Below are 19,127 nucleotides of genomic sequence, written 5' to 3' on the forward strand. Positions count from 1 at the left end.
TCAGGTCAACCATGAAAGCAAAACGTCTGCGCGCCGATGTCCTGGCCGGACTCACCACGTCCTTCGCCTTGCTCCCCGAATGCATCGCCTTCGCCCTGGTGGCTCACCTCAACCCGTTGATGGGCCTGTACGGCGCCTTCTTCATCTGCACCCTGACCGCGCTGTTCGGCGGTCGCCCCGGGATGATCTCCGGTGCTGCCGGTTCCATGGCGGTGGTGATCGTCGCCCTGGTGGTGCAGCACGGGGTGCAGTACCTGCTGGCCACGGTGTTGCTGGGCGGGTTGGTGATGGTCGCCTTCGGCCTGCTGCGCCTGGGCAAGCTGGTGCGCATGGTGCCGTACCCGGTGATGCTGGGCTTCGTCAACGGCCTGGCGATCGTGATTGCCCTGGCCCAGCTGGAGCATTTCAAGAGCGGCGAACACTGGCTCAGCGGCCGGCCGCTGTACCTGATGGGCGGCCTGGTGGCGCTGACCATGGCCATCGTCTATCTGCTGCCGCGCCTGACCCGCGCCGTGCCGCCGGCCCTGGTGGCGATCCTCGGCGTCGGTTTGCTGGTGTACCTGCTGGACCTGCCGACCCGCACCCTGGGCGACATGGCGCACATCGCCGGCAGCCTGCCGGGCCTGGCCGTGCCCCAGGTGCCGTGGAACCTGGAGACGCTGTCGATCGTCGCGCCCTACGCGCTGCTGATGGCCATGGTCGGCCTGCTGGAAACCCTGCTGACCCTCAACCTCACCGATGAAATCACCGAGAGCCGCGGCCATCCGGACCGTGAATGCGTGGCCCTGGGGGCGGCCAACATGGTCTCGGGGATGTTCGGCGGCATGGGTGGCTGCGCGATGATCGGGCAGACCGTGATCAACCTCAGTTCCGGCGGCCGCGGGCGCTTGTCCGGGGTGGTGGCCGGTGGCCTGATCCTGCTGTTCGTGCTGTTTGCGGCGCCGCTGATCGAAAGCATTCCCCTGGCGGCGCTGGTGGGGGTGATGTTCGTGGTGTCACAGCAGACCTTTGCCTGGGCCTCGTTGCGGGTGATCCGCAAGGTGCCGCTGAACGATGTGCTGGTGATCTTGGCGGTGAGCGTGATCACGGTGTTCACCGACCTGGCCATGGCGGTGTTCTGCGGCATTGTCATCGCCGCCCTCAACTTCGCCTGGCAGCAGGCCCGGGAGCTGTATGCCGACGCTCACCTGGAGGCCGACGGCAGCAAGCGCTATCAGTTGCACGGCACTTTGTTCTTCGCCTCCACCACGCCGTTTCTCAACCAGTTCGACCCGGCGGGCGATCCGCAGCACGTCACCGTCGACTGTCGCCACCTGAGCTTCGTGGATTACTCGGCCATCGCCGCCCTGAAAACCCTGCGCGAGCGTTATGCCAAGGCCGGCAAGCACCTGCAGGTGCTGCACCTGTCCGAACGTTGCAGGCAGCTGCTGAAACGGGCTCGGGTGCAGCCCGACTGAAGCCCTCGGGCGAGTCGTTCCGCTCGGCGGTTTGTCAGGGCCGTGGAGTGAAAATATCCACTGCCGATTTTCATCGAGCGGCGTTTTACTTAGCTGTTCGCGACAAGGCCTGCCTCTTTACGAAAATTAGTTTCACTGGGTTTGAAACCCGCCTCCTTAAGTGATTAAAGCGTTTCACAACCATTCGAAGTGACGCTGTCTTCAAGGAGGGTCCCATGGCTCCTGCATCGGGTTTTTGGCTGCTGGGCTACGCCGCAGTCGCCATCATTGCGTTGATCGTGTTGATCGCCCGCTACCGGCTCAATCCCTTTATTGTCATCACCCTGGTGTCCGTCGGCCTGGCGCTGATGGCCGGCATGCCGCCGTCCGGCGTGGTGGGTGCCTATGAAGCCGGGGTCGGCAAGACCCTGGGCCATATCGCCCTGGTGGTGGCCCTGGGCACCATGCTCGGCAAGCTGATGGCCGAATCCGGCGGCGCCGAACAAGTGGCGCGGACCTTGATCGACCGCTTCGGCGAGCGCAACGCCCATTGGGCCATGGTCTGTATCGCCTTTCTGGTGGGGCTGCCGCTGTTTTTCGAAGTGGGTTTTGTACTGCTCATCCCCATTGCCTTCACCGTGGCACGGCGGGTGGGGGTGTCGCTGCTGATGGTGGGCCTGCCCATGGTCGCCGGGCTGTCGGTGGTCCACGCTCTGGTGCCGCCGCACCCGGGGGCGATGCTGGCGGTGCAGGCCTATCAGGCGTCGGTGGGGCAGACCCTGCTGTACGCGATCCTGATCGGCGTGCCCACGGCGATCATCGCCGGTCCGGTGTATGCCCGGTTCATCGTGCCGCACATCCATCTGCCGGCCGAGAACCCCCTGGAGCGTCAGTTCATTGCTCGCGAACCCCGGGCGCGCCTGCCCAGCTTTGGCCTGACCATGTTCACCATCCTGCTGCCGGTGGTGCTGATGCTGATCGGCGGCTGGGCCAACCTGCTGGCCGAGCCCGGCACCGGGCTCAATCAGTTCCTGCTGTTCATCGGCAACTCGGTGATCGCCCTGCTGGTGGCGACCCTGGTGAGTTTCTGGACCCTGGGGCTGGCCCAGGGCATCAACCGTGAATCGATCCTCAAGTTCACCAACGAGTGCCTGGCGCCCACGGCCAGCATCACCTTGCTGGTGGGGGCCGGGGGCGGCCTGAATCGGATTCTGATCGACTCCGGGGTCACCGAGCAGATCGTCGGCCTGGCCCATGAATTCCAGCTGTCGCCGCTGTGGATGGGCTGGCTGTTCGCGGTGCTGATGCGGGTCGCCACCGGTTCCGCCACCGTGGCCCTGACCACCGCCTCGGGGGTGGTGGCGCCGGTGGCCGTCGGCCTGGGCTACCCGCACCCGGAACTGCTGGTGATCGCCACCGGCGCCGGCTCGGTAATTCTGTCCCACGTCAACGACGGTGGCTTCTGGCTGGTGAAGGAATACTTCAATATGACCGTCACTCAAACCTTCAAGACCTGGACCGTGCTGGAGACGCTGATCTCGCTGATCGCCTTCGGCCTGACCCTGGGTCTCGCGGAGCTGCTGTAGATGGACATTCTTTACAAGATCCGTTCGGGGCTGAACGACTTCAGCGCCGGGGAGCAGCGGATCGCCCGTCTGCTGTTGGACGACGTCGGCTTTGGCGCCTCCGCCAGCCTCGACGAACTGGCCCGACGCGCCGAAGTCAGCGCCGCCACCCTGTCGCGGTTTGCCCGCAGCGTCGGGTGCCGCGACTTGCGTCAACTGCGCCTGCAACTGGCCCAGGCCAGCGGCGTCGGCAGCCGCTTTCTCGACCCGGGCAGTACGCCCGAGCAGTCCGGTTTCTACCGGCAGATCGTCGGCGACATCGAGTCCGTGCTGCATCGGCACCTGGCCGGTTTCACCCAGGCGCAGTTCGCCGACGCGGTGCGCTTGCTGGGGCGCGCGCGGATGATTCACGCCTTCGGCAGCGGCGGCTGCTCGACCCTGTGCAGCGATGAACTGCAGGTGCGCCTGGTGCGCCTGGGCTACCCCATCGCCGCCTGTCACGACCCGGTGATGATGCGGGTCACCGCCGCCGCCCTGGGGCCGCAAAACGCGGTGATCGCCTGTTCCCTGACCGGCATCACCCCCGAGCTGCTGGAGGCGGTGACCCTGGCGCGCACCTACGGTGCGGGGATCCTGGCCATCACCTTGCCCGACTCGCCCCTGGCGCAACTGGCGGATGTGCTGCTGCCCCTGCACAGCGCCGAAACCCCGTTCATCTACAAACCCACCGCGGCCCGCTACGGCATGCTCCTGGCCATCGACGTGCTGGCCACCGAGCTGGCCCTGGCCCAGCCGGACGACAACCAGGAGCGCCTGCGGCGGATCAAGCTGGCCCTGGACCATTACCGTGGCGGCGAAGACTGCCTGCCCCTGGGAGACTGACATGCGCTACGACACGCTGATCCGCAACGCCCTGATCATCGACGGCAGCGACCGCCCGGGTTACCCCGCCGACCTGGCGATCGGCGACGGTCGCATCGCCTGTATTGGCGATCTGTCCATGGCCACGGCGGAGGTCGATATCGATGCCGCCGGGCGTGTGCTGGCCCCGGGTTTCATCGACGTGCACACCCATGACGACACGGTGGTGATCCGCCAGCCGCAGATGTTGCCCAAGCTCAGTCAGGGCGTGACCACGGTGATTGTCGGCAACTGCGGGATCAGCGCCGCGCCGGTGAGCCTCAAGGGCGACCCGCCGGACCCGATGAACCTGCTGGGCGAGCGCGGCATGTTTGTCTACCCACGGTTTTGCGACTACCGCGCGGCGGTGGACCAGGCGCAGCCAGCGGTGAATGTCGCGGCCCTGGTGGGGCACACGGCGCTGCGCAGCAACCACCTGCCGGACCTGTACCGCAGCGCCAGCGCCGATCAGATCGCGGCCATGCGCGGGCAGTTGCGCGAGAGCCTTGAGCAGGGGGCCCTGGGCCTGTCCAGCGGGCTGGCCTACGCCAGCGCGTTTAGCGCCGACACCGATGAAGTGCTGCAACTGGCCCAGGAACTGACGGCATTCGGCGCGGTGTACACCACCCACCTGCGCAGTGAGTTCGAGCCGGTGCTGGAGGCCATGGACGAGGCCTTCCTCATTGGTCGCGCGGCCCGGGCGCCGGTGATCGTCTCCCACCTCAAATGCGCCGGGGCCGGCAACTGGGGGCGCAGCCCGCAACTGCTGGCGGCCCTGGAGCGGGCGGCCCAGGATCATCCGGTGGGCTGTGATTGTTATCCCTACGCCGCCAGCTCTTCGACCCTGGATCTCAAGCAGGTCACCGATGCGTACCGCATCACCATCACCTGGTCCACGCCGCACCCCGAACAGGGCGGTCGTGATCTGAACGAGATTGCCGACGAGTGGGGCGTCAGCCTGCTGGCCGCCGCCGAGCGCCTGCAACCGGCGGGGGCGGTGTACTACGGCATGGATGAAAGCGATGTGCGGCGCATCCTCGCCCATCCGCTGTCGATGATCGGCTCCGATGGCCTGCCGGACGATCCCTTCCCCCATCCGCGCCTGTGGGGCGCCTTTCCCCGGGTGCTCGGGCACTTCAGTCGCGACCTGGGCCTGTTCCCGCTGCACACTGCGGTGCACAAGATGACCGGGCTTTCCGCCACGCGCTTCGGCCTGCAGCAGCGCGGCGAGATCCGCGAAGGGCACTGGGCGGATCTGGTGCTGTTCGACCCGGCGCGGGTGCGCGACGTGGCCGACTTCAAGCACCCGCAGCAAGCGGCGCAAGGGATCGACGGGGTTTGGGTCAACGGGGTGTGCAGTTATGCCCAGGGCCGGGCCAACGCTCAGCGCGCCGGGCGCTTCCTGCCGCGGGAGGGGGATTTGCGCCGGGGCTTTCGCACCGCGGGCTGATTCTTTGATCTTCGTCACAGTGATGGCGCGGTGCTATTAAAGAATCCCTGAGTGGCGCCGAAGTGCTGGGAACCGCCGTCGGTACAGGCGGCTTATTTCGGTCAGGGAGTCGTGCAATGAGCTTTGGCAAAACCACCCCCATCCTGCGGATCTTCGATGAAGCCAAGGCCCGGGAGTTTTACCTCGACTTCCTGGGGTTCAACCTGGATTGGCAGCATCGTTTCGAGGATGACTTTCCGCTGTACATGCAGGTGTCCCGGGGCGAATGCGTGCTGCATCTGTCCGAGCATCACGGCGATAGCACCCCGGGTGCGGCGCTGCGGATCGAGACCGACGAGCTGGAAGCCTTCCAGCAGCAATTGCTGGCCAAGAACTACCGTTTCTCCCATCCGCAGATCCAGGCCATGCCCTGGGGCAGCCAGGACATGACCGTCAGCGATCCATTCGGCAATCGACTGGTGTTCACCAACGCCATTTGCGTCTGAGGGGGCTCAGGCCTTGCCGGTGCTCAGCGTGGCCTGACGGAATTGCCCCGGGGTCAGCCCGGTGCGGTTCTTGAAGCTGCGGTGAAAGGAACGGGATTCGCTGTAGCCCAGGCAATCGGCGATGTCCTGGATCGACAGGGCGCTGTGGCGCAAGTGGTGCTCGGCCAACTCCTGGCGCAAGTCATCGAGAATCTGCTGGTAGGAGGTGCCGGCCTGTTGCAGCTGGCGCTGCAGGGTGCGTTCCGACATCTGCAACTGCTCCGCCACCTGCTCCTTGCGCGGCAGGCCGTCCTTGAGCAACTGGCGCAACAGGTTCTGCACCTGCAACGCCAGGGGCGCATCGCCCAGGGACGCCATCATCGCCTGGGCATGTTCTTCCAGGGTCTTGAGCAGGCGTGCGTCGGCCTGGCGCAGGGGCAACTGCAGGTAGTCCAGTGGCGCCACCAGCGCTGAGCAGGGTTGCTGGAACAGCACCGGGCAGCCGAACAACGCCTCGTACTGCGCCGCCTCGGCCTGGTCCGGCAGGGCGTGCTCGAACCACACTGCGCTGGGCGACAACTGCGAGTCGGCGATCCAGCGCGCGTACAACAGCCAGGAGGCCAGGACGTTTTCCACCAGGTGCCGGCGAATGTCCGGGCGCTGATGGCGGCAATTCCAGATCAGCCGCACCTGATCGCCTGCCGCCTCGGCGCGACTGGTGCCCATGTCCCCCACCAGTTTTTCGAACGGCATGATGCGGCCCATGGCTTCGCCCAGGGTCGCGCAGTTCATGGTGATGTAGCCCAGCACGTTCCAGGAGCTGGGTTTGACGAAGCGCGCCGAATTGAGCCCGAACAGCGGATCGCCGGAGTGCTGGCAGAAATAGTCCAGCAGCCGTTCATGCACCTCCATGGGCAGGCGCAGGCTGGTGTCGTTCAACTGCGCGGCTTGCAGCCCGGCCGCCGCCAGCGCCGGCTCGGTGGCAATACCCAGTTGCTCGGCATAGAGCAGGTATTTCAGCAGGGGCGGGACCGAAGTAAAACCGAGGCTGGGCATGTACGGGTTCCTGGTGACTAATCCCTAGGACAGCAGGACGAAGAGCGGGAAAGGTAAGGGCAAACCCCAAGGGCTGTAAATGGCCGGCGCCCCCGCTTCTTGTAGCCGCTGCCGCAGGCTGCGACCGGCCCCGAAGGGGACGCCGCTCTTGAGGGCCCAGGAAGGCCCTGCGGGCCTTGTCGCAGCCTGCGGCAGCGGCTACAGAGGTAGGGCGTCCATGCGCGGGGCACCTTGCGTGCGCCGGTTGTCTGGAGTACCGGTCTACCAACCCGCGTGTGGCCGCCACCCTGGTTCAAGGGGGGCGGCGACGGGGCGCAAATCAAACGCGGAAGTGGCTGACCATCATCTGCAACTGGCCGCCCAGGCGCGCCAGTTCAACACTGGAGGCCGCGGTTTCATCGCTGGCGGCGGCGGTCTGTTCGGACACGTCGCGCACGTTGATGATGCTGCGGCTGATCTCTTCGGCCACGGCGCTCTGCTGTTCGGCGGCGGCGGCGATCTGCTGGTTCATCGATTGGATGTTGGACACGGTGCGGGTGATGCTTTCCAGCGAGGCACCGGCCTTGCGGGTCAGCTCGACGCTGCTGTCGGTCAGGCTGCGGCTGTTGTTCATCACCGTGGCCACTTGCTGGGTGCCGTTCTGCAGGCCGGCCACCAGTTCCTCGATCTCTTCGGTGGACTTCTGGGTGCGCTGGGCCAGGGCCCGCACTTCGTCGGCGACCACGGCAAAACCACGCCCGGCTTCACCGGCCCGGGCGGCTTCGATGGCGGCGTTCAGCGCCAGCAGGTTGGTCTGTTCGGCCACGGCCTTAATCACGTCCATGACGCTGCCGATCTTGTCGCTTTCCTGTTGCAGCACGGTCATGGCGTCGGTAGAGCGCACCACTTCGCTGGCCAGGCGCTCGATCTGTTCGATGGCCTGGGCCACCACCTTGTCACCCTGGCGGGCTTCGCCGTCGGCGGCGGCCGCGGCCTGGGAGGCCTCTTCGGCGTTGCGTGCGACTTCCTGCACGGTGGCGGTCATCTCGTGCATGGCGGTGGCCACCTGGTCGGTCTCGACTTTCTGGCTGTTGACCCCGGCGCTGGTTTCCTCGGTCACGGCCGACAGTTCTTCGGCGGCGCTGGCGATCTGGGTCACGCCGTCGCGGATGCCGCCGATCAGCTCGCGCAGGGTCACGCCCATGCGGGCGATGCCCTGTTGCAGCACGCCCAGTTCATCGCGACGGGTAACCCGCAGGTTTTCGGTGAGATCGCCGGAAGCGATGCGCTCGACCACGGCCAGGGTTTCCTGCAGCGGGCGGGTGATCTGCCGGGTGATGATCACGGCGGCCAGTACGCCCACCAGCAGCGCCAGCAGGGTGCTGATCAACTGCAGGCTGCGGGCCTGGGCGCTTTCGATGTCGCGACGGTCCAGCTGGATCTGGTACAGGGCGTCGCTGCGGCTGACGATGTCGGCGCCCTGGTCGGTCATTTCCTTGCGCGCCTGCACGGCATCGCTGAAGGCCAGCTTGAAGGCCTGCAGCGAACTGCGGTAGCCGCTCAGGGCCGCTTCCAGCTGTTGCATGGCGTCGCGCTGGGTGCTGCCGAAGTGCGCGTTGAGCTGGTCCAGCTCGGCAATCGCCGCATTGAGCTGGGTTGCGGCTTTCTGTTCGGTGTCCGGGTTGTTGGTGGTGACGTAGCCGCGCACTTCATAGCGGGCCAGCTGGAAGGCGTCCTTGGCCTGGGTGATGGCCTGGAACTGCTCGAAGCGCTCGTCGCTCAGGGGCATCTGCTTGACCCGGGCGTTGATGGCGTTGATCAGGTCGTTGGCGCGCTCGGCGTTCTGGTTCATCGCCTGGCGCGCGGCGTCGCCGGTACGGTAGGCATTGCGCATCTTGTTCAGCGAGTCCTGGTAGGCGCTGATGGTCGTGCCCAGGCCTTGCAGGAGCTTGATGTTGTCCGGGCTCTGGAACGAGGCCAGGAGCTTTTTCTGCTGCGCGCTGAAATCGTCCAGGGTGCTCTGCACGCCCTGGGCGGCGGTTTCGTCGCCGTTGGCCAGCATGTACTGCAGGCGGGTGACCCGCAGTTTGGTCAGGCCGCTGTTGAGCTGGGTGATGTCGCTCATCCAGTTGCTGCGGTCGATCAGGTTGCCCAGGCTGGTCCAGCCGGTCAGTGCAAGGACGGTGGTCAGGGCCAGGACGAGGCCGAAACCCAGGCCCAGCTTAAGGTTGACGCTGATGTTGGCAAACCAACTACTCATTGAATTCCTCCAGGAACGTAGCTCTTCTTGATCTTGAGTTGGCTGGAAGATTGTTGTTGTTGGTGACCAGCAAGGTGTTTTGTAGGGGGTGTATCGGCGGGACGTTCCATAGCTGAAACGATTTCGTCGGTATTGTCCCAGGACAATGTTTGATGCGATGGACGGTCATTTTGCGGGATCACCGTCGGTCCGTTGAGCTTTTTTTCACATTCATTTCACCCGCGCCCCACGCTTGCCGCCCTAGAGTCCGACGAGTCGATGCCGCCGGCATTCGGCGGCGCTCGTTTGTCATCAGCAGGCGCTAGCCTGATGGCGCGTCGCTCAACACATCGGATCATTCTCAGAGGGGCGGTTGGACAGTGGCCACAAGACTCGCTTTGCCGCCGGTCAAACGCTCATTCGCGATGGGCGGCCTGACGCGTTACAAGAACCGCCTGGGGTTGCTGCTGGCGGCCTTTTTGCTGATTCCCCTTGGCCTGCTGCTGTTGCAGCCGACGGCGGTGCCCGACCTGGCTCACGGCAATGTGGCCGGGATCAAGGCGGTGACCAGCAGTTGGGCCAAGGGCGACACCATTGTCCTGGTGCGGCATGTGGAGCGCTGCGACCGTTCCAGCGCGCCCTGCCTGGGGCCCGCCGATGGCATTACCGATCGTGCCCGGGAGGTGGCGGTAGCCATCGGCGCGCGATTCGAGCAGTTGGGCCTGGAACGCACCGACCTCTACAACAGCCCCATGACCCGTACCGCGCAGACTGCGGGCTACATGTTCAGCAAGGTCAGCAGTGGCGATGGCTGGCTGTACGACTGCAAGGGCAATCTGTTGCGCGACGTGCTGGCGCACAAGGTGGCCGGGCGCAATCTTGTGCTGGTGACCCACAGTGAATGCATGGATGAACTGGAACAGGAACTGAAGCTGGCGACCCCGACCCTGGGCTATGGCGCTTCCCTGTTCATCACCACCGATACCCTCAATGGCGCGCCGAAGATGCTTGGCATGATCGAGGCCAGCGACTGGCGTTCGGTGAACCTCAAGCCTTGATGCGCCTCGGGGCTGACCGCTGCGGTCAGCCGGGCGCGCCCCGGGCTCAGGGGGCCAGCAGGTCCGGATCGGCTGGCGGGCTGCCGGCGGGCGCGATCGCCGTCGGCGCGGGGCCGTGCTCGATCCGTTGCGGACTGATCAGGTTGGTGAACTCTTCGATCAGGCGCTGGATCGCTTCCGGCGGCTCGCAGTCGCGAAACTCCATGCTGATCTGCACTTCGTCCGGGTCGCGTTCCTGGCCCTCGCGCTTGCCGCTGCCGAAGGTGACGAAGAACTTCTCGCTTTGCAGTTCGCCATTCTCCAGGTCGTGGCTGGCCTTCTGCAGTTCGGTGCCATGCATGCGTACCGACAGGTCGACGGTCATCTTGTGCAGGGCCAGGCCCTTGGGCGAAACCAGGGCGATCAGCGGCACATTGATGATGTGCTGCTCGTTGAGCGCCACCTCGACCATCTTGGCCTTCATCGGCGTGCCCAGGTCGTTGACGTTGTAATCGAAGAACTGGTCGAACAGCTTGATGTACTGCTGGGCGATCAGGTTGTGGGTGGCGGCGGCGGCCTGGTGCATGCCCCGGGTGATGTGGCTCAGGTCGCTGGCTGACATGGGCTCCTTGCGGCGGGAAAAGAATGCCATGGATCACGCTCCTTGTTCGGTGGCTGGAGAACCCCGCCGTGAAGGCGGGGCGGGTTACTGGGTCGAAGGTGCCGCGTGGATCAACCGCCGGTGCCGGTTTTCTTCTCGGCCGCAGCGCCCGGCATTGCCAGCGTATTAGCGGTTGGCAGCTTGTCCGGGTCGGTCGGTTGAGTGCTCGGCAGCCGCACCGGCTTGGTGGCGGCGTCGGTGAGGAAGTCGATGACACGCATCAGGGCTTCCGGTGGGTCCTGGCGGACGATCTTGGTGCTGATGGCGTAGCGCGCGCGGGTGTCGGTCTTGCGGGTCTGGGTGGATTTGTGGCTTGCCGCACCCTTGACCGACACACTGAACGGGCCCCAGCCCAGCTTCGCCTCGAAGCTGCCGGAGGCTTCGGTGGAGCTGGTGTCCTCGGCCATCTGGCTGATGGTCAGCTCGAACTCGATGGAGCCTTCCTCGATGGTGATGTTGGGGTGACTGATGGCCGCCAGCAGCGGAATGCGCATCGACTTCTTCACCGTGCCCTTGTAGACGCCCTGTTCATCCACCAGGGTTTCGTCGTAGTCGAACTGCACCGATACCGCCTGGCCGTCCTTGATGCACACGCCCATGAGGAAGTCCGCATAGGCTTTGCTCGCGGCGACCTGCGCCTGAATCATCGCCATCAGTGGGCCGGTGATCATCTTGTCCAGGGGCAGCGCGGCAATCACGCCGCCGATCAAGCCCTTATCAATATCTGCCATGGTCTAGCTCCTTGTTCTTCGTTGCGCGAAATGCGCCCCTGTACCTTAAGAAAGCCGTGACGGCCGATTCAGCGGGAATCGATTACCGGTGAGTGTTGGCTTCCAGGCGACGGATATTGCCGATCTGCCGCAGGCTCAGGCCGTACTTGTCCGCCAGCACGCTGCGGGAGATGCCGCCCAGGCTTTCCAGCTGGATGTGCTGGTTGCGGATCTGCCGGCAGAAGTGATCGGCCTTGGGGATTTCCAGGGCCAGGCCGGCAAAGCGTTCGATCAGGGCGTTGAGGGCGTCGGGGGGCAGGATCAGGGCCAGCGAGGTGCGTTCGGCGTGCTTGGGAATGTACTTGGGACGGCCGCCGTATTCCCGGGTCAGGCGGTAGGCGTTCTCCAGGCCGATGCAGTCGATGAGGGCCTGGAGCGAGTGGGGTAGTTGGCGAACATCAATGAGACTGAGGTCTTTCACGTCCATTTGGTACCTCCTTGGAATTATGGATAACGCTGGTTCGATCCTAAGGAGGTGCCTCGTCCGTTGTTCAGTGGGAAATTTCCCCCCTATTAAAGGGAACTATTACATTCTGATGTTGTATCGGTCGCGGGTGGTGCACTGGATTTTCTTCAACCGTTGGAGGAAATATCCATGTCACGTTATGCGATTGATTTCAGTTTTATCGCCGCCCTCGAAGGCGGTGCCATGACTCGCGGTTATGTGCCCGATGCGGCCAACAGCAAAAGCGGGGTGACGGTGGGCACCGGGTTCGACCTGGGGCAGCGCGGGGTCCAGGATCTGCAGGCGCTCAATCTGCCGGCGGATCTGGTGCGGCGGCTGACGCCCTACCTGGGGCTGACGGGACTCAAGGCCAAGCAGTTTCTGGTTGACCAGCCCCTGAGCATCAGCAGCGCCGAGGCCGAGCTGATCGATGAGGCGTACAAGGCGCCCTTCGTCGATCGCCTGGCCGCGGCCTACACCCAGGCCAGCGGGGTGGATTTCGCCCAGCTGCCGGCGCCGATGCAGACCGTGATCGCCTCGGTGGCCTTTCAGTACGGCAGCCTGGCCAGCCGCACGCCGAAGTTCTGGGCCCAGGTGGTGGCCCGCGACTGGAAGAGTGCCCTGGCCAACCTGCGCAATTTTGGCGACAGCTACGGCACTCGGCGGCGCAAGGAGGCCGATCTGCTGGGCTCGCAGCTCGGCTCATGAGCGGTTGCCGCCCAGGCCCCGGGCCTGGGCGGCTGGCCGGTTTCAAGGGCAGGGGTAGGTGTGCAGCAGGCTCACACTGCCCATGTAGTGGGTGTCATCGGGCTGGGTATTGCTGGGCAGCGTACGCCAGTCCACCAACAGGCACATGGCCCTGAGGGAAATGCCCTTGGCCTGGCCGATGGGGTTGGAAAAGTCGTAGCGGTACAGCGCCTGAGTGGTGTTTTGCGGGGTGACGCTGCCGGCGTTGAGCAAGGTGCTGCGGGCCATGTCCGGCAGTTTGTCCTGGCTGACGGTAAAGCGCGGTTGCTCGCCCTGGTGGACGAACACGCCCTGGTCACGAGAGCGTTTCCACAGTTGCTGCCACTGGCTGCTGCCGGCGACGGTGCTCAGGGTGGCGGCGTAGGCCTTGAGGGTGGCGGGCGGCACCTGGGCGGTTTCCAGGGCGTGGGCAGCGCTGGCCAGCAGGCTCAGGCCGATGATCAGTGAACGCAGAATCAACATGGGAATAACTCCTTTTCCAGGCCGCACGGCCCGACACGAACACGGGGGAAGTCCCCCCGGCGACAGGCTGTCGCCGGGGAGCAAGGCTTAGCGGGCGTCGAGGTAATCCCAGCGCAGGCCTTCCTTGTTGTTTTTAGCAGTCAATTCCTTGGCCACGGTGTTCTCGATGGCGTTGACGTTGATGTTTTCCACTTCGAGGATGTTTTTGTTCGCCAGTTGCTGGCGGAACTCGGCCTTGTTGGTGAGGAACTGGCAGGCGTGTCCCAGCTCGTGCATCAGCACCAGGGCGGGGGACAGGCGCTCGACCCGGTCGCTGCTGAACAGCGCGAGGAATTTCTGGAAATTGCTCAGGTCCGGCTGCTTGTATTTTTTCTCGATGGCGTACACCTGGGACTTGAGGTTCCACACCACGCGCCCGGCGGAAGTGGTGGAGTTGGCAGCCGGAGGAATCCAGCGGTCGGTCTTGTCCGCTGCCGACGAGTTGGTGACTTCCACGATCAGCTCTTCCTTGACGGCGATCAGTTCGTCGATCAGGAAGTTGGCCAGGTCGGATTGGCGCAGATAGTGGCAGGCATCGTCGAAACGCTTCTGGGCGACGGCCTGGTCCAGGGTCGTGGTGGTAACGGTAATGGTCATGACTGACTCCTTTGAGGAAATGCCCGTCAATGGGCAGGAGTCATGGTTTCAAGGGCGGTGAGCGGGTATCAGCGGGAAAGGGTTCAAGGGGTGGCGTTCAAGGGGGCGTGGGCAAGGGGCGGGGCCACGGGGATGGGCATTTCAATGTCCCGCGAGTGAAGTGCCGCGCCCGGGAAATGAATCCCGGACGCTTTTTCCATGGAGTTGCGTCGTGAAGCACATCAGCAAAGTCGTTGCCTCTGCCTGCCTCGGTCTGGTTCTTGCGGGCTGCACCGGCACCCCGATGAAAACCCAGCAGTTGGACAGCAGCCAGTACACCGTGATCGGTCACAGTGAAGGGAGCGCCACCGGCATCATGTTGCTGGGCATGTTCCCGATCCAGCAGAACAACCGTTTCGTCCGCGCGCAGACTGCGGCGATCAAGGCCAAGGGCGGCGACGCTCTGATCAACACCCAGGTCCAGGAAAGCTGGTTCTGGGCCTGGGTCCTGAACGGCTACACCACCAAGGTCTCCGGTGATGTGGTCAAGCTGAAGAACCCTCAGTAAGCCTCGCCCGGATAGACAAACGGCACCTGATTCAGGTGCCGTTTTCGTTGCTGGGTCAGTGGCCCGGCGCGAGGCTGACGAAGTGGTAGGCCTGGCGGCTGACCATGAGGGTCTTGAGGATCTGCAATGGCGGCTTGGGCGTCTGGTCGCCGCCGATGACGGCGACATGCTGCGGCGACTCGGCGAGAAAGGCCTGCAACTGCGCTTCGGTCTGCAGGTCCTTGAGCAGGCTCTGGGTGTAGAACACGCTGGCGCCGGCAATGCGCTCGTTGGCCTGATACAGCGCCAACTGATGCCCGCTGGCCTGCAGCGCCATGATCTGGTCGGTCACCGGGACGAACGACAGTTCACGGTCGGCCCGGGGCGCGGCCCATTGGGCGTTCACCAGATAACCGCCGATGATCAGGCTCATGAGGGCGATCGCCAGGCCCTGGCGCCGACGCCCCACCGCACTCCAGAAACCGCTGCCCGCAGCCCGCTGCGCGAGACGCTGGTACAGCACCGCGCCATATTCCGCCGCCAGCACCGCCGCTGCCGGAGTCAGGGACATCAGGTACACCGTGCGTTTGCTGGAGGCCAGGCACAGCAGGGTGAACTGCGCCAGCAACCAGAGGCTGAAGAACAGCAGGTAGCGGTTTTGCACCAGGGTTTTGCGAAAGTGCCACAGGCCCAGGTAGACCAGGATGTTCCACGGCAGGAAGGCCTGGGGCAGCTTGGCCAGGTAGTAATAGAAGGGCTCGTAGTGCCCGGCCTCGACAAAGGAGCCGTCGAAGCGCCCGACACTGTTGGTCCACAGCACTTCGCCCAGGGCTTGCAGGCCGCCGCGCTGATAGAGCATGTACAGCCAGATCATCAGCGGCACCAGGCCCAGCAGGGTCAGCAAGCCGGGGCGCAGCCACTGGCCGAAGCTGAAGCGTTTTTCGATCAGGCTGTCGGCCAGCAGGTAGGCGAAGATCACCACCCCCGGCATGGCCAGGCCCAGCACGCCCTTGCTCAGGGTGGCGATGGCGATGCCGCCGGCGAAGGCCAACCAGGCCAGCAACGCCGGTTGCTGTTCGGCCTGACGGCGCTGGGCCTGAAAGAACGCCAGCAGGGCCAGGGTCACTCCGAGGCTGAGCAGGGCATCCTCACCCACGCCGCGCACGTTGCTCCAGTAACTGGCCATGGTCGCCAGCATCAGCCCGGCCACTGCCGCCAGGGTGGCCGGGCGGCCAAAACGGCGCAGCATGGCGTACAGCAGCATCACGCTGAACAGCCCGGCAAAGGCCGAGGCCAGGCGCACCGCCAGGGGCGTGCCGCCGAAGGCGCGGATGGCGCTGGCATCGAGCCACAGGCTCAGCGGTGGTTTTTCCAGGAATGGCGTGCCGAACAGGCGCGGCGTGACCCAGTCATCGTCCAGGTGCATTTCCATGGCGATCCCGGCGACCCGGGCCTCGGTGGAGCCTTGCAACTGGTGATTGCCCAGGGCGAAGAAGAACAGCAGGCAGGCCAGCAGGAACAGCAGCGGAGCGGGTCGTGACATGAGTTGTGCGCCGGCAGATCAAGAGGCGCAGCCGGAAGGCTGCGGGCAAGCGCCAAAGTATACGGAGGCGAGTCTTAACAAATTGTGAACAAGTAGGGGGAAATAGTCGGTTTTTCCGAGCACGGCCCAGTCACCCCGGGGCTTTCAGGTAGGCGGCCACGGCATGCGGGAACAGCTGCTCGTAGAGGGGGTAGCCAATGCCCAGCACGCTGATCTCGATGGCCTCTGCACCGCACTCGGCAGAGTAGTCCTGGAGGCTCACGCCCATGGCCGGCACGGGCTGGTCGAGGTGATACACCTGCAGTTGCAGCGAGCTTTGGTCCGCGGCCCCCGTCAGTGCCCGCACCTGCTCCTGGAGCGCGGCGTAGGCCGGGGCGGCGATGAATTGGCCCCAGGCCACGCCCATCGGCGGGTCATTCGATTCCAGGGCGGACCAGCCGAGCAGGGTCGTGCCCTGGTAGATCTTGAACCTTGGGTAAGCATCCGCTTGGGCTGGCATGGCGAGACCTGCAGTAAGGGGAATAATGACCGCTAGAGGAGGGCGGCTTCCTGTCGGCGGCGCTGGATGCGCCCGTGGCCCCAGGCGGACAGCGCCTCGATTACCGGTTGCAGCGATCGGCCTTCGGCGGTCAGGCGGTATTCGACCCGTGGCGGCACCTCGGCGTACACCGCGCGCGAGACCAGCCCGGCGCCTTCCAGGTCACGCAATTGCTTGGTCAGCAGGCGTTGGGAAATCCCCGGCAGGCGGCGTTGCAGCTCGTTGAAACGGAGGAACTCGTTGGCCAGCAATTGATGCAGGATCACGCCTTTCCAGCGGCCGTCGATCAGGTCCAGGGTGACCTCCACCGGGCAGCCCGGAATGTCCTGGTAGTGTTTGTTTTTCATCGCCTGACGGTCCTTTTGCGTAGCAGGTACGCAAAAGTACCCTACTTGTGCGAGCAGGGCATGGGGGATTTAAGTGTGCGCTTTCCAACGCCAAGGACGTTTTGCAATGAAGGCCATCGCCTACCTCAAAGGCTCGTCGCTGTCCGATCCCCAAGCCCTCTACGACCTGGATCGGGCCGAGCCGTCACTCGAACCCCATGACCTGCTGGTGGCGGTCGAGGCGGTGTCGGTCAACCCGCTGGACACCAAGGTCCGCGCCGGCAAGGTCAGGGTGCCGGACGACGTGCGCACCCTGGGTTGGGACGCCAGTGGCGTGGTCCGCGCGGTGGGCAGCGCGGTGACCCTGTTCGCTCCCGGGGACGCGGTGTACTACGCCGGCACCTTCACCCGCGAGGGGGCCAATGCCGAGCTGCACCGGGTCGATGAGCGCCTGGTGGGACACAAGCCCAAGCGCCTGTCCTTTGCCCAGGCGGCGGCCATGCCGTTGACCGCGCTGACCGCCTGGCAATTGCTCTTCGAACGCCTGGGCCGGGTGCCCGGCGACCTGTCCCGGCAGGGCTCGCTGCTGATTGTCGGCGGTGCCGGTGGCGTGGGCTCGGTGCTGATCCAACTGGCGCGCCAGCTGACCGGATTGACGGTGATCGCTACCGCCTCGCGGCCGGACAGCCGCCAGTGGTGCCTGGACCTGGGGGCCCATCAGGTGCTGGATCATTCCCGCTCGCTGGTGCCGCAAGTGGCCGCCCTCGACCTGCCGCCGCCGAGCCATATCGCCGCCCTGACCCACACCGCCCGGCACTATGCCGAGCTGAGCGAAATCATCGCGCCTCACGGCCATCTTGCGCTGATCGACGATCACGACTTCTTCGATGCGCTGCCGCTCAAGGCCAAGAGCGTGTCCCTGCACTGGGAGATGGTTTTCACCCGGGCGCTGTTTCAGACCCCGGACATGATCGAGCAGCACCACATCCTCAACCGGCTGGGGCAACTGCTGGACCAGGGCGTGATACGCAGCACCTTGAATGAAGTCATTCACCCCTTCAGCGCCGACAGCTTGCGCCGGGCCCATGCCCGGGTGGAGCAGGGCGGCCTGCTGGGCAAGGTGGTGGTGGCCCGCGAGGCCGAGCCCGGCGCCTCGTTGTAGAGGTTGTCGCGGTCAGCGCAGGTGGCGCCCGCTGCGCCACCAGAAGACGCCGCCGAGGAAGGCCCCCGCACAACCGAACAGCGGCGCCAGTGGCAGGTAGCGCGGCAAACCCTCGGGTAGCGGTTCCTCTTCGGCCGGGTCGGAATAGAAGCTGGAAGGGGCCAGGCTCGCGACCACGGGAATGGTCGGCATGGCGGCCACAGCGCCGCTGAACAGGTAGATCAGCACGTTGCGCCAGGCAAAGCGCTGGGCCAGCCAGAAGAACAGGGCGCAGGGCAGGGCTGTGATAATGCCGGTCAGCACGCCACTGACCACCAGGGTCAGCAGGCCCACGAACAGCGTCTGCAGAATGATGTCGCCGTTCAACGAACCGGCGCTGGCCAGCATCGTCAGCATCAGCAGCAGGGCCAGCACCGTGGCCAGGGCCGTGACGCCGATGAAGTAGGCGGCGAACCAGTCTTCCGGCTGCACGCTGCGTGGGGGTGGAGTGGTTACGGACATGGCAAAGGTCGCTATATGGGTGGCTGCTCTGGCCCTGCTCAAGGGTGCCTTGGCGTCGGGCCGCTGGTGAATAAAGGCTCGGCTCAGCGCAAGTGACGCCCGCTGCGCCACCAGAACACTACCCCCAGAAACACCCCACAGCCGCCGAACATCGATGCCAGCTGCAAATAGTGCAGCGCAGCGCTGACGCCGTGCGGGAGGTTGAAGAGTTCAGGGAGCAGTTGGGTCATCACGGGTATGGCGAACTGCGCCGCCAGGGCTCCGCTCACCAGGTAGATCCACAGGCGGCGCCAGGTAAAGCGCTGGGCCAGCCAGAAGAACAGGATGCACGGCAAGGCGGCGATCAGGGTAATCAGCACCAGGCTCACCATCAGCACCGCCACGCTGAACGACAGGGAGTCGAGCAGCGCCCTCCACGGGTGCTGGCTGGTGGTCAGCAGTATCAGGTTGACCACCAGCACCAGGGCCAGGGCCAGCCCGGCGACGCCGATGAAATAGGTGGCGATCCAGTGACCGCGGTTCAGGGTGCGAACGGATTGGGGCGCTTGGGACATGGTGGGCACGGGCTTCAGGCAGAGGATGACCGGACCCAGGCTATCGGCAAGCAGGCGGTTTGATTGTGGAGTTTGCGTGGTTTTTTTGCGGTCAATGTTCTTTGGTGGATGACGTCGGGGCAGAAAATCC

The 19,127-nt window shown here is 64.9% G+C and carries 21 protein-coding genes and 1 pseudogene; 9 read left to right on the forward strand and 13 right to left on the reverse strand.

The window, feature by feature from the left end; genetic code table 11:
- The first annotated feature begins 11 nt into the window (after positions 1-11).
- The 5 genes from PST29_RS03855 to PST29_RS03875 all read left to right on the forward strand — a co-directional run bounded on the left by PST29_RS03855 (position 12) and on the right by PST29_RS03875 (position 5,836).
- A complete protein-coding gene (locus PST29_RS03855; RefSeq protein WP_060842415.1) occupies positions 12-1,457 on the forward strand; it encodes a SulP family inorganic anion transporter in 1,446 nt (481 codons plus the stop codon).
- A 215-nt stretch (positions 1,458-1,672) separates the two neighbouring features.
- Positions 1,673-3,022 carry a GntT/GntP/DsdX family permease gene (locus PST29_RS03860; RefSeq protein ID WP_060837430.1) on the forward strand — a complete coding sequence of 450 codons (1,350 nt, stop codon included), beginning with the start codon at positions 1,673-1,675 and terminating at the stop codon, positions 3,020-3,022.
- A complete protein-coding gene (locus PST29_RS03865) occupies positions 3,023-3,883 on the forward strand; it encodes a MurR/RpiR family transcriptional regulator (RefSeq protein ID WP_060837431.1) in 861 nt (286 codons plus the stop codon).
- A gap of 1 nt (position 3,884) precedes the next feature.
- Complete coding sequence (locus PST29_RS03870) at positions 3,885-5,351, forward strand: N-acyl-D-amino-acid deacylase family protein (RefSeq protein ID WP_060842416.1); 1,467 nt, start codon at positions 3,885-3,887, stop codon at positions 5,349-5,351.
- A gap of 116 nt (positions 5,352-5,467) precedes the next feature.
- Positions 5,468-5,836 (forward strand): glyoxalase superfamily protein, encoded by a 369-nt coding sequence (locus PST29_RS03875; protein ID WP_060837433.1) that lies wholly within the window; start codon positions 5,468-5,470, stop codon positions 5,834-5,836.
- A 6-nt stretch (positions 5,837-5,842) separates the two neighbouring features.
- On the opposite strand, the gene gliR is transcribed toward PST29_RS03875, so the two are convergent.
- The 3 genes and pseudogenes from gliR to PST29_RS32675 form a co-directional block, all read right to left on the reverse strand.
- Positions 5,843-6,871: an AraC family transcriptional regulator GliR gene (gene gliR / locus PST29_RS03880; RefSeq protein WP_060842417.1), complete on the reverse strand. Its 1,029-nt coding sequence runs from the start codon at positions 6,869-6,871 to the stop codon at positions 5,843-5,845.
- A gap of 319 nt (positions 6,872-7,190) precedes the next feature.
- Positions 7,191-8,054: a methyl-accepting chemotaxis protein gene (locus PST29_RS32670; RefSeq protein WP_371920251.1), complete on the reverse strand. Its 864-nt coding sequence runs from the start codon at positions 8,052-8,054 to the stop codon at positions 7,191-7,193.
- Between the two features lie 42 nt (positions 8,055-8,096).
- Positions 8,097-9,110 (reverse strand): annotated as a pseudogene (locus PST29_RS32675) (methyl-accepting chemotaxis protein); the annotation flags it as partial.
- A 359-nt stretch (positions 9,111-9,469) separates the two neighbouring features.
- Between PST29_RS32675 and PST29_RS03890 the strand changes: the two are divergent.
- The gene (locus PST29_RS03890) at positions 9,470-10,147 is read left to right on the forward strand and encodes a histidine phosphatase family protein (protein WP_060837436.1); all 678 of its coding nucleotides are present in this window, start codon (positions 9,470-9,472) and stop codon (positions 10,145-10,147) included.
- A gap of 46 nt (positions 10,148-10,193) precedes the next feature.
- Here the strand turns inward: PST29_RS03890 and PST29_RS03895 are convergent, their stop codons facing one another.
- The 3 genes from PST29_RS03895 to PST29_RS03905 all read right to left on the reverse strand — a co-directional run bounded on the left by PST29_RS03895 (position 10,194) and on the right by PST29_RS03905 (position 11,984).
- A complete protein-coding gene (locus PST29_RS03895; protein WP_060842419.1) occupies positions 10,194-10,778 on the reverse strand; it encodes a DUF2589 domain-containing protein in 585 nt (194 codons plus the stop codon).
- Positions 10,779-10,858: 80 nt separating this feature from the next.
- Positions 10,859-11,518, reverse strand: coding sequence for a DUF2589 domain-containing protein (locus tag PST29_RS03900; RefSeq protein WP_047283839.1), 660 nt, complete (start codon positions 11,516-11,518; stop codon positions 10,859-10,861).
- 82 nt (positions 11,519-11,600) lie between these two features.
- Positions 11,601-11,984, reverse strand: a complete 384-nt coding sequence (locus PST29_RS03905) for a hypothetical protein (RefSeq protein ID WP_016965010.1) — start codon at positions 11,982-11,984, stop codon at positions 11,601-11,603.
- 168 nt (positions 11,985-12,152) lie between these two features.
- Here PST29_RS03905 and PST29_RS03910 point away from each other — a divergent pair, with 168 nt between their 5' ends.
- On the forward strand, positions 12,153-12,710 hold the full coding sequence (locus tag PST29_RS03910) for a pesticin C-terminus-like muramidase (RefSeq protein WP_060837438.1): 558 nt from the start codon (positions 12,153-12,155) through the stop codon (positions 12,708-12,710).
- 42 nt (positions 12,711-12,752) lie between these two features.
- Here PST29_RS03910 and PST29_RS03915 read toward each other — a convergent pair whose 3' ends face one another.
- Together PST29_RS03915 and PST29_RS32350 are read right to left on the reverse strand one after the other, a co-directional pair.
- Positions 12,753-13,211 (reverse strand): hypothetical protein, encoded by a 459-nt coding sequence (locus tag PST29_RS03915; protein WP_060842420.1) that lies wholly within the window; start codon positions 13,209-13,211, stop codon positions 12,753-12,755.
- 87 nt (positions 13,212-13,298) lie between these two features.
- Positions 13,299-13,847 carry a hypothetical protein gene (locus PST29_RS32350; RefSeq protein ID WP_231979001.1) on the reverse strand — a complete coding sequence of 183 codons (549 nt, stop codon included), beginning with the start codon at positions 13,845-13,847 and terminating at the stop codon, positions 13,299-13,301.
- A gap of 211 nt (positions 13,848-14,058) precedes the next feature.
- Between PST29_RS32350 and PST29_RS03925 the strand changes: the two genes are divergently transcribed.
- Positions 14,059-14,394: a hypothetical protein gene (locus PST29_RS03925; protein ID WP_060842421.1), complete on the forward strand. Its 336-nt coding sequence runs from the start codon at positions 14,059-14,061 to the stop codon at positions 14,392-14,394.
- A 55-nt stretch (positions 14,395-14,449) separates the two neighbouring features.
- On the opposite strand, the gene PST29_RS03930 is transcribed toward PST29_RS03925, so the two are convergent.
- The 3 genes from PST29_RS03930 to PST29_RS03940 all read right to left on the reverse strand — a co-directional run bounded on the left by PST29_RS03930 (position 14,450) and on the right by PST29_RS03940 (position 16,801).
- Positions 14,450-15,916 carry an ArnT family glycosyltransferase gene (locus PST29_RS03930; RefSeq protein WP_060842422.1) on the reverse strand — a complete coding sequence of 489 codons (1,467 nt, stop codon included), beginning with the start codon at positions 15,914-15,916 and terminating at the stop codon, positions 14,450-14,452.
- Between the two features lie 130 nt (positions 15,917-16,046).
- A complete protein-coding gene (locus PST29_RS03935) occupies positions 16,047-16,415 on the reverse strand; it encodes a hypothetical protein (RefSeq protein ID WP_173664400.1) in 369 nt (122 codons plus the stop codon).
- Between the two features lie 32 nt (positions 16,416-16,447).
- On the reverse strand, positions 16,448-16,801 hold the full coding sequence (locus PST29_RS03940) for a winged helix-turn-helix transcriptional regulator (protein ID WP_060842423.1): 354 nt from the start codon (positions 16,799-16,801) through the stop codon (positions 16,448-16,450).
- Between the two features lie 106 nt (positions 16,802-16,907).
- On the opposite strand from PST29_RS03940, the gene PST29_RS03945 reads away from it, so the two are divergent.
- Positions 16,908-17,942, forward strand: coding sequence for a zinc-binding alcohol dehydrogenase family protein (locus PST29_RS03945; RefSeq protein ID WP_060842424.1), 1,035 nt, complete (start codon positions 16,908-16,910; stop codon positions 17,940-17,942).
- Between the two features lie 12 nt (positions 17,943-17,954).
- On the opposite strand, the gene PST29_RS03950 is transcribed toward PST29_RS03945, so the two are convergent.
- Both PST29_RS03950 and PST29_RS03955 read right to left on the reverse strand, forming a co-directional pair.
- On the reverse strand, positions 17,955-18,443 hold the full coding sequence (locus tag PST29_RS03950) for a hypothetical protein (protein ID WP_173664401.1): 489 nt from the start codon (positions 18,441-18,443) through the stop codon (positions 17,955-17,957).
- A gap of 83 nt (positions 18,444-18,526) precedes the next feature.
- Complete coding sequence (locus tag PST29_RS03955) at positions 18,527-18,997, reverse strand: hypothetical protein (protein ID WP_232513195.1); 471 nt, start codon at positions 18,995-18,997, stop codon at positions 18,527-18,529.
- Positions 18,998-19,127: the final 130 nt, after the last annotated feature.

The organism is Pseudomonas sp. St29 (genome assembly GCF_001547915.1).
In the GTDB taxonomy this organism is placed as follows: Bacteria; Pseudomonadota; Gammaproteobacteria; order Pseudomonadales; family Pseudomonadaceae; genus Aquipseudomonas.

Excerpts from the sequence above, each read along its gene's own strand:
- PST29_RS03855 (WP_060842415.1), top strand. The coding sequence starts at position 12 with ATGAAAGCAAAACGTCTGCGCGCCGATGTCCTGGCCGGACTCACCACG.
- PST29_RS03860 (WP_060837430.1), top strand. The coding sequence starts at position 1,673 with ATGGCTCCTGCATCGGGTTTTTGGCTGCTGGGCTACGCCGCAGTCGCC.
- PST29_RS03865 (WP_060837431.1), top strand. The coding sequence starts at position 3,023 with ATGGACATTCTTTACAAGATCCGTTCGGGGCTGAACGACTTCAGCGCC.
- PST29_RS03870 (WP_060842416.1), top strand. The coding sequence starts at position 3,885 with ATGCGCTACGACACGCTGATCCGCAACGCCCTGATCATCGACGGCAGC.
- PST29_RS03875 (WP_060837433.1), top strand. The coding sequence starts at position 5,468 with ATGAGCTTTGGCAAAACCACCCCCATCCTGCGGATCTTCGATGAAGCC.
- gliR (WP_060842417.1), bottom strand. The coding sequence starts at position 6,871 with ATGCCCAGCCTCGGTTTTACTTCGGTCCCGCCCCTGCTGAAATACCTG.
- PST29_RS32670 (WP_371920251.1), bottom strand. The coding sequence starts at position 8,054 with ATGGGCGTGACCCTGCGCGAGCTGATCGGCGGCATCCGCGACGGCGTG.
- PST29_RS03895 (WP_060842419.1), bottom strand. The coding sequence starts at position 10,778 with ATGGCATTCTTTTCCCGCCGCAAGGAGCCCATGTCAGCCAGCGACCTG.
- PST29_RS03900 (WP_047283839.1), bottom strand. The coding sequence starts at position 11,518 with ATGGCAGATATTGATAAGGGCTTGATCGGCGGCGTGATTGCCGCGCTG.
- PST29_RS03905 (WP_016965010.1), bottom strand. The coding sequence starts at position 11,984 with ATGGACGTGAAAGACCTCAGTCTCATTGATGTTCGCCAACTACCCCAC.
- PST29_RS03910 (WP_060837438.1), top strand. The coding sequence starts at position 12,153 with ATGTCACGTTATGCGATTGATTTCAGTTTTATCGCCGCCCTCGAAGGC.
- PST29_RS03915 (WP_060842420.1), bottom strand. The coding sequence starts at position 13,211 with ATGTTGATTCTGCGTTCACTGATCATCGGCCTGAGCCTGCTGGCCAGC.
- PST29_RS32350 (WP_231979001.1), bottom strand. The coding sequence starts at position 13,847 with ATGACCATTACCGTTACCACCACGACCCTGGACCAGGCCGTCGCCCAG.
- PST29_RS03930 (WP_060842422.1), bottom strand. The coding sequence starts at position 15,916 with ATGTCACGACCCGCTCCGCTGCTGTTCCTGCTGGCCTGCCTGCTGTTC.
- PST29_RS03935 (WP_173664400.1), bottom strand. The coding sequence starts at position 16,415 with ATGCCAGCCCAAGCGGATGCTTACCCAAGGTTCAAGATCTACCAGGGC.
- PST29_RS03940 (WP_060842423.1), bottom strand. The coding sequence starts at position 16,801 with ATGAAAAACAAACACTACCAGGACATTCCGGGCTGCCCGGTGGAGGTC.
- PST29_RS03945 (WP_060842424.1), top strand. The coding sequence starts at position 16,908 with ATGAAGGCCATCGCCTACCTCAAAGGCTCGTCGCTGTCCGATCCCCAA.
- PST29_RS03950 (WP_173664401.1), bottom strand. The coding sequence starts at position 18,443 with ATGTCCGTAACCACTCCACCCCCACGCAGCGTGCAGCCGGAAGACTGG.
- PST29_RS03955 (WP_232513195.1), bottom strand. The coding sequence starts at position 18,997 with ATGTCCCAAGCGCCCCAATCCGTTCGCACCCTGAACCGCGGTCACTGG.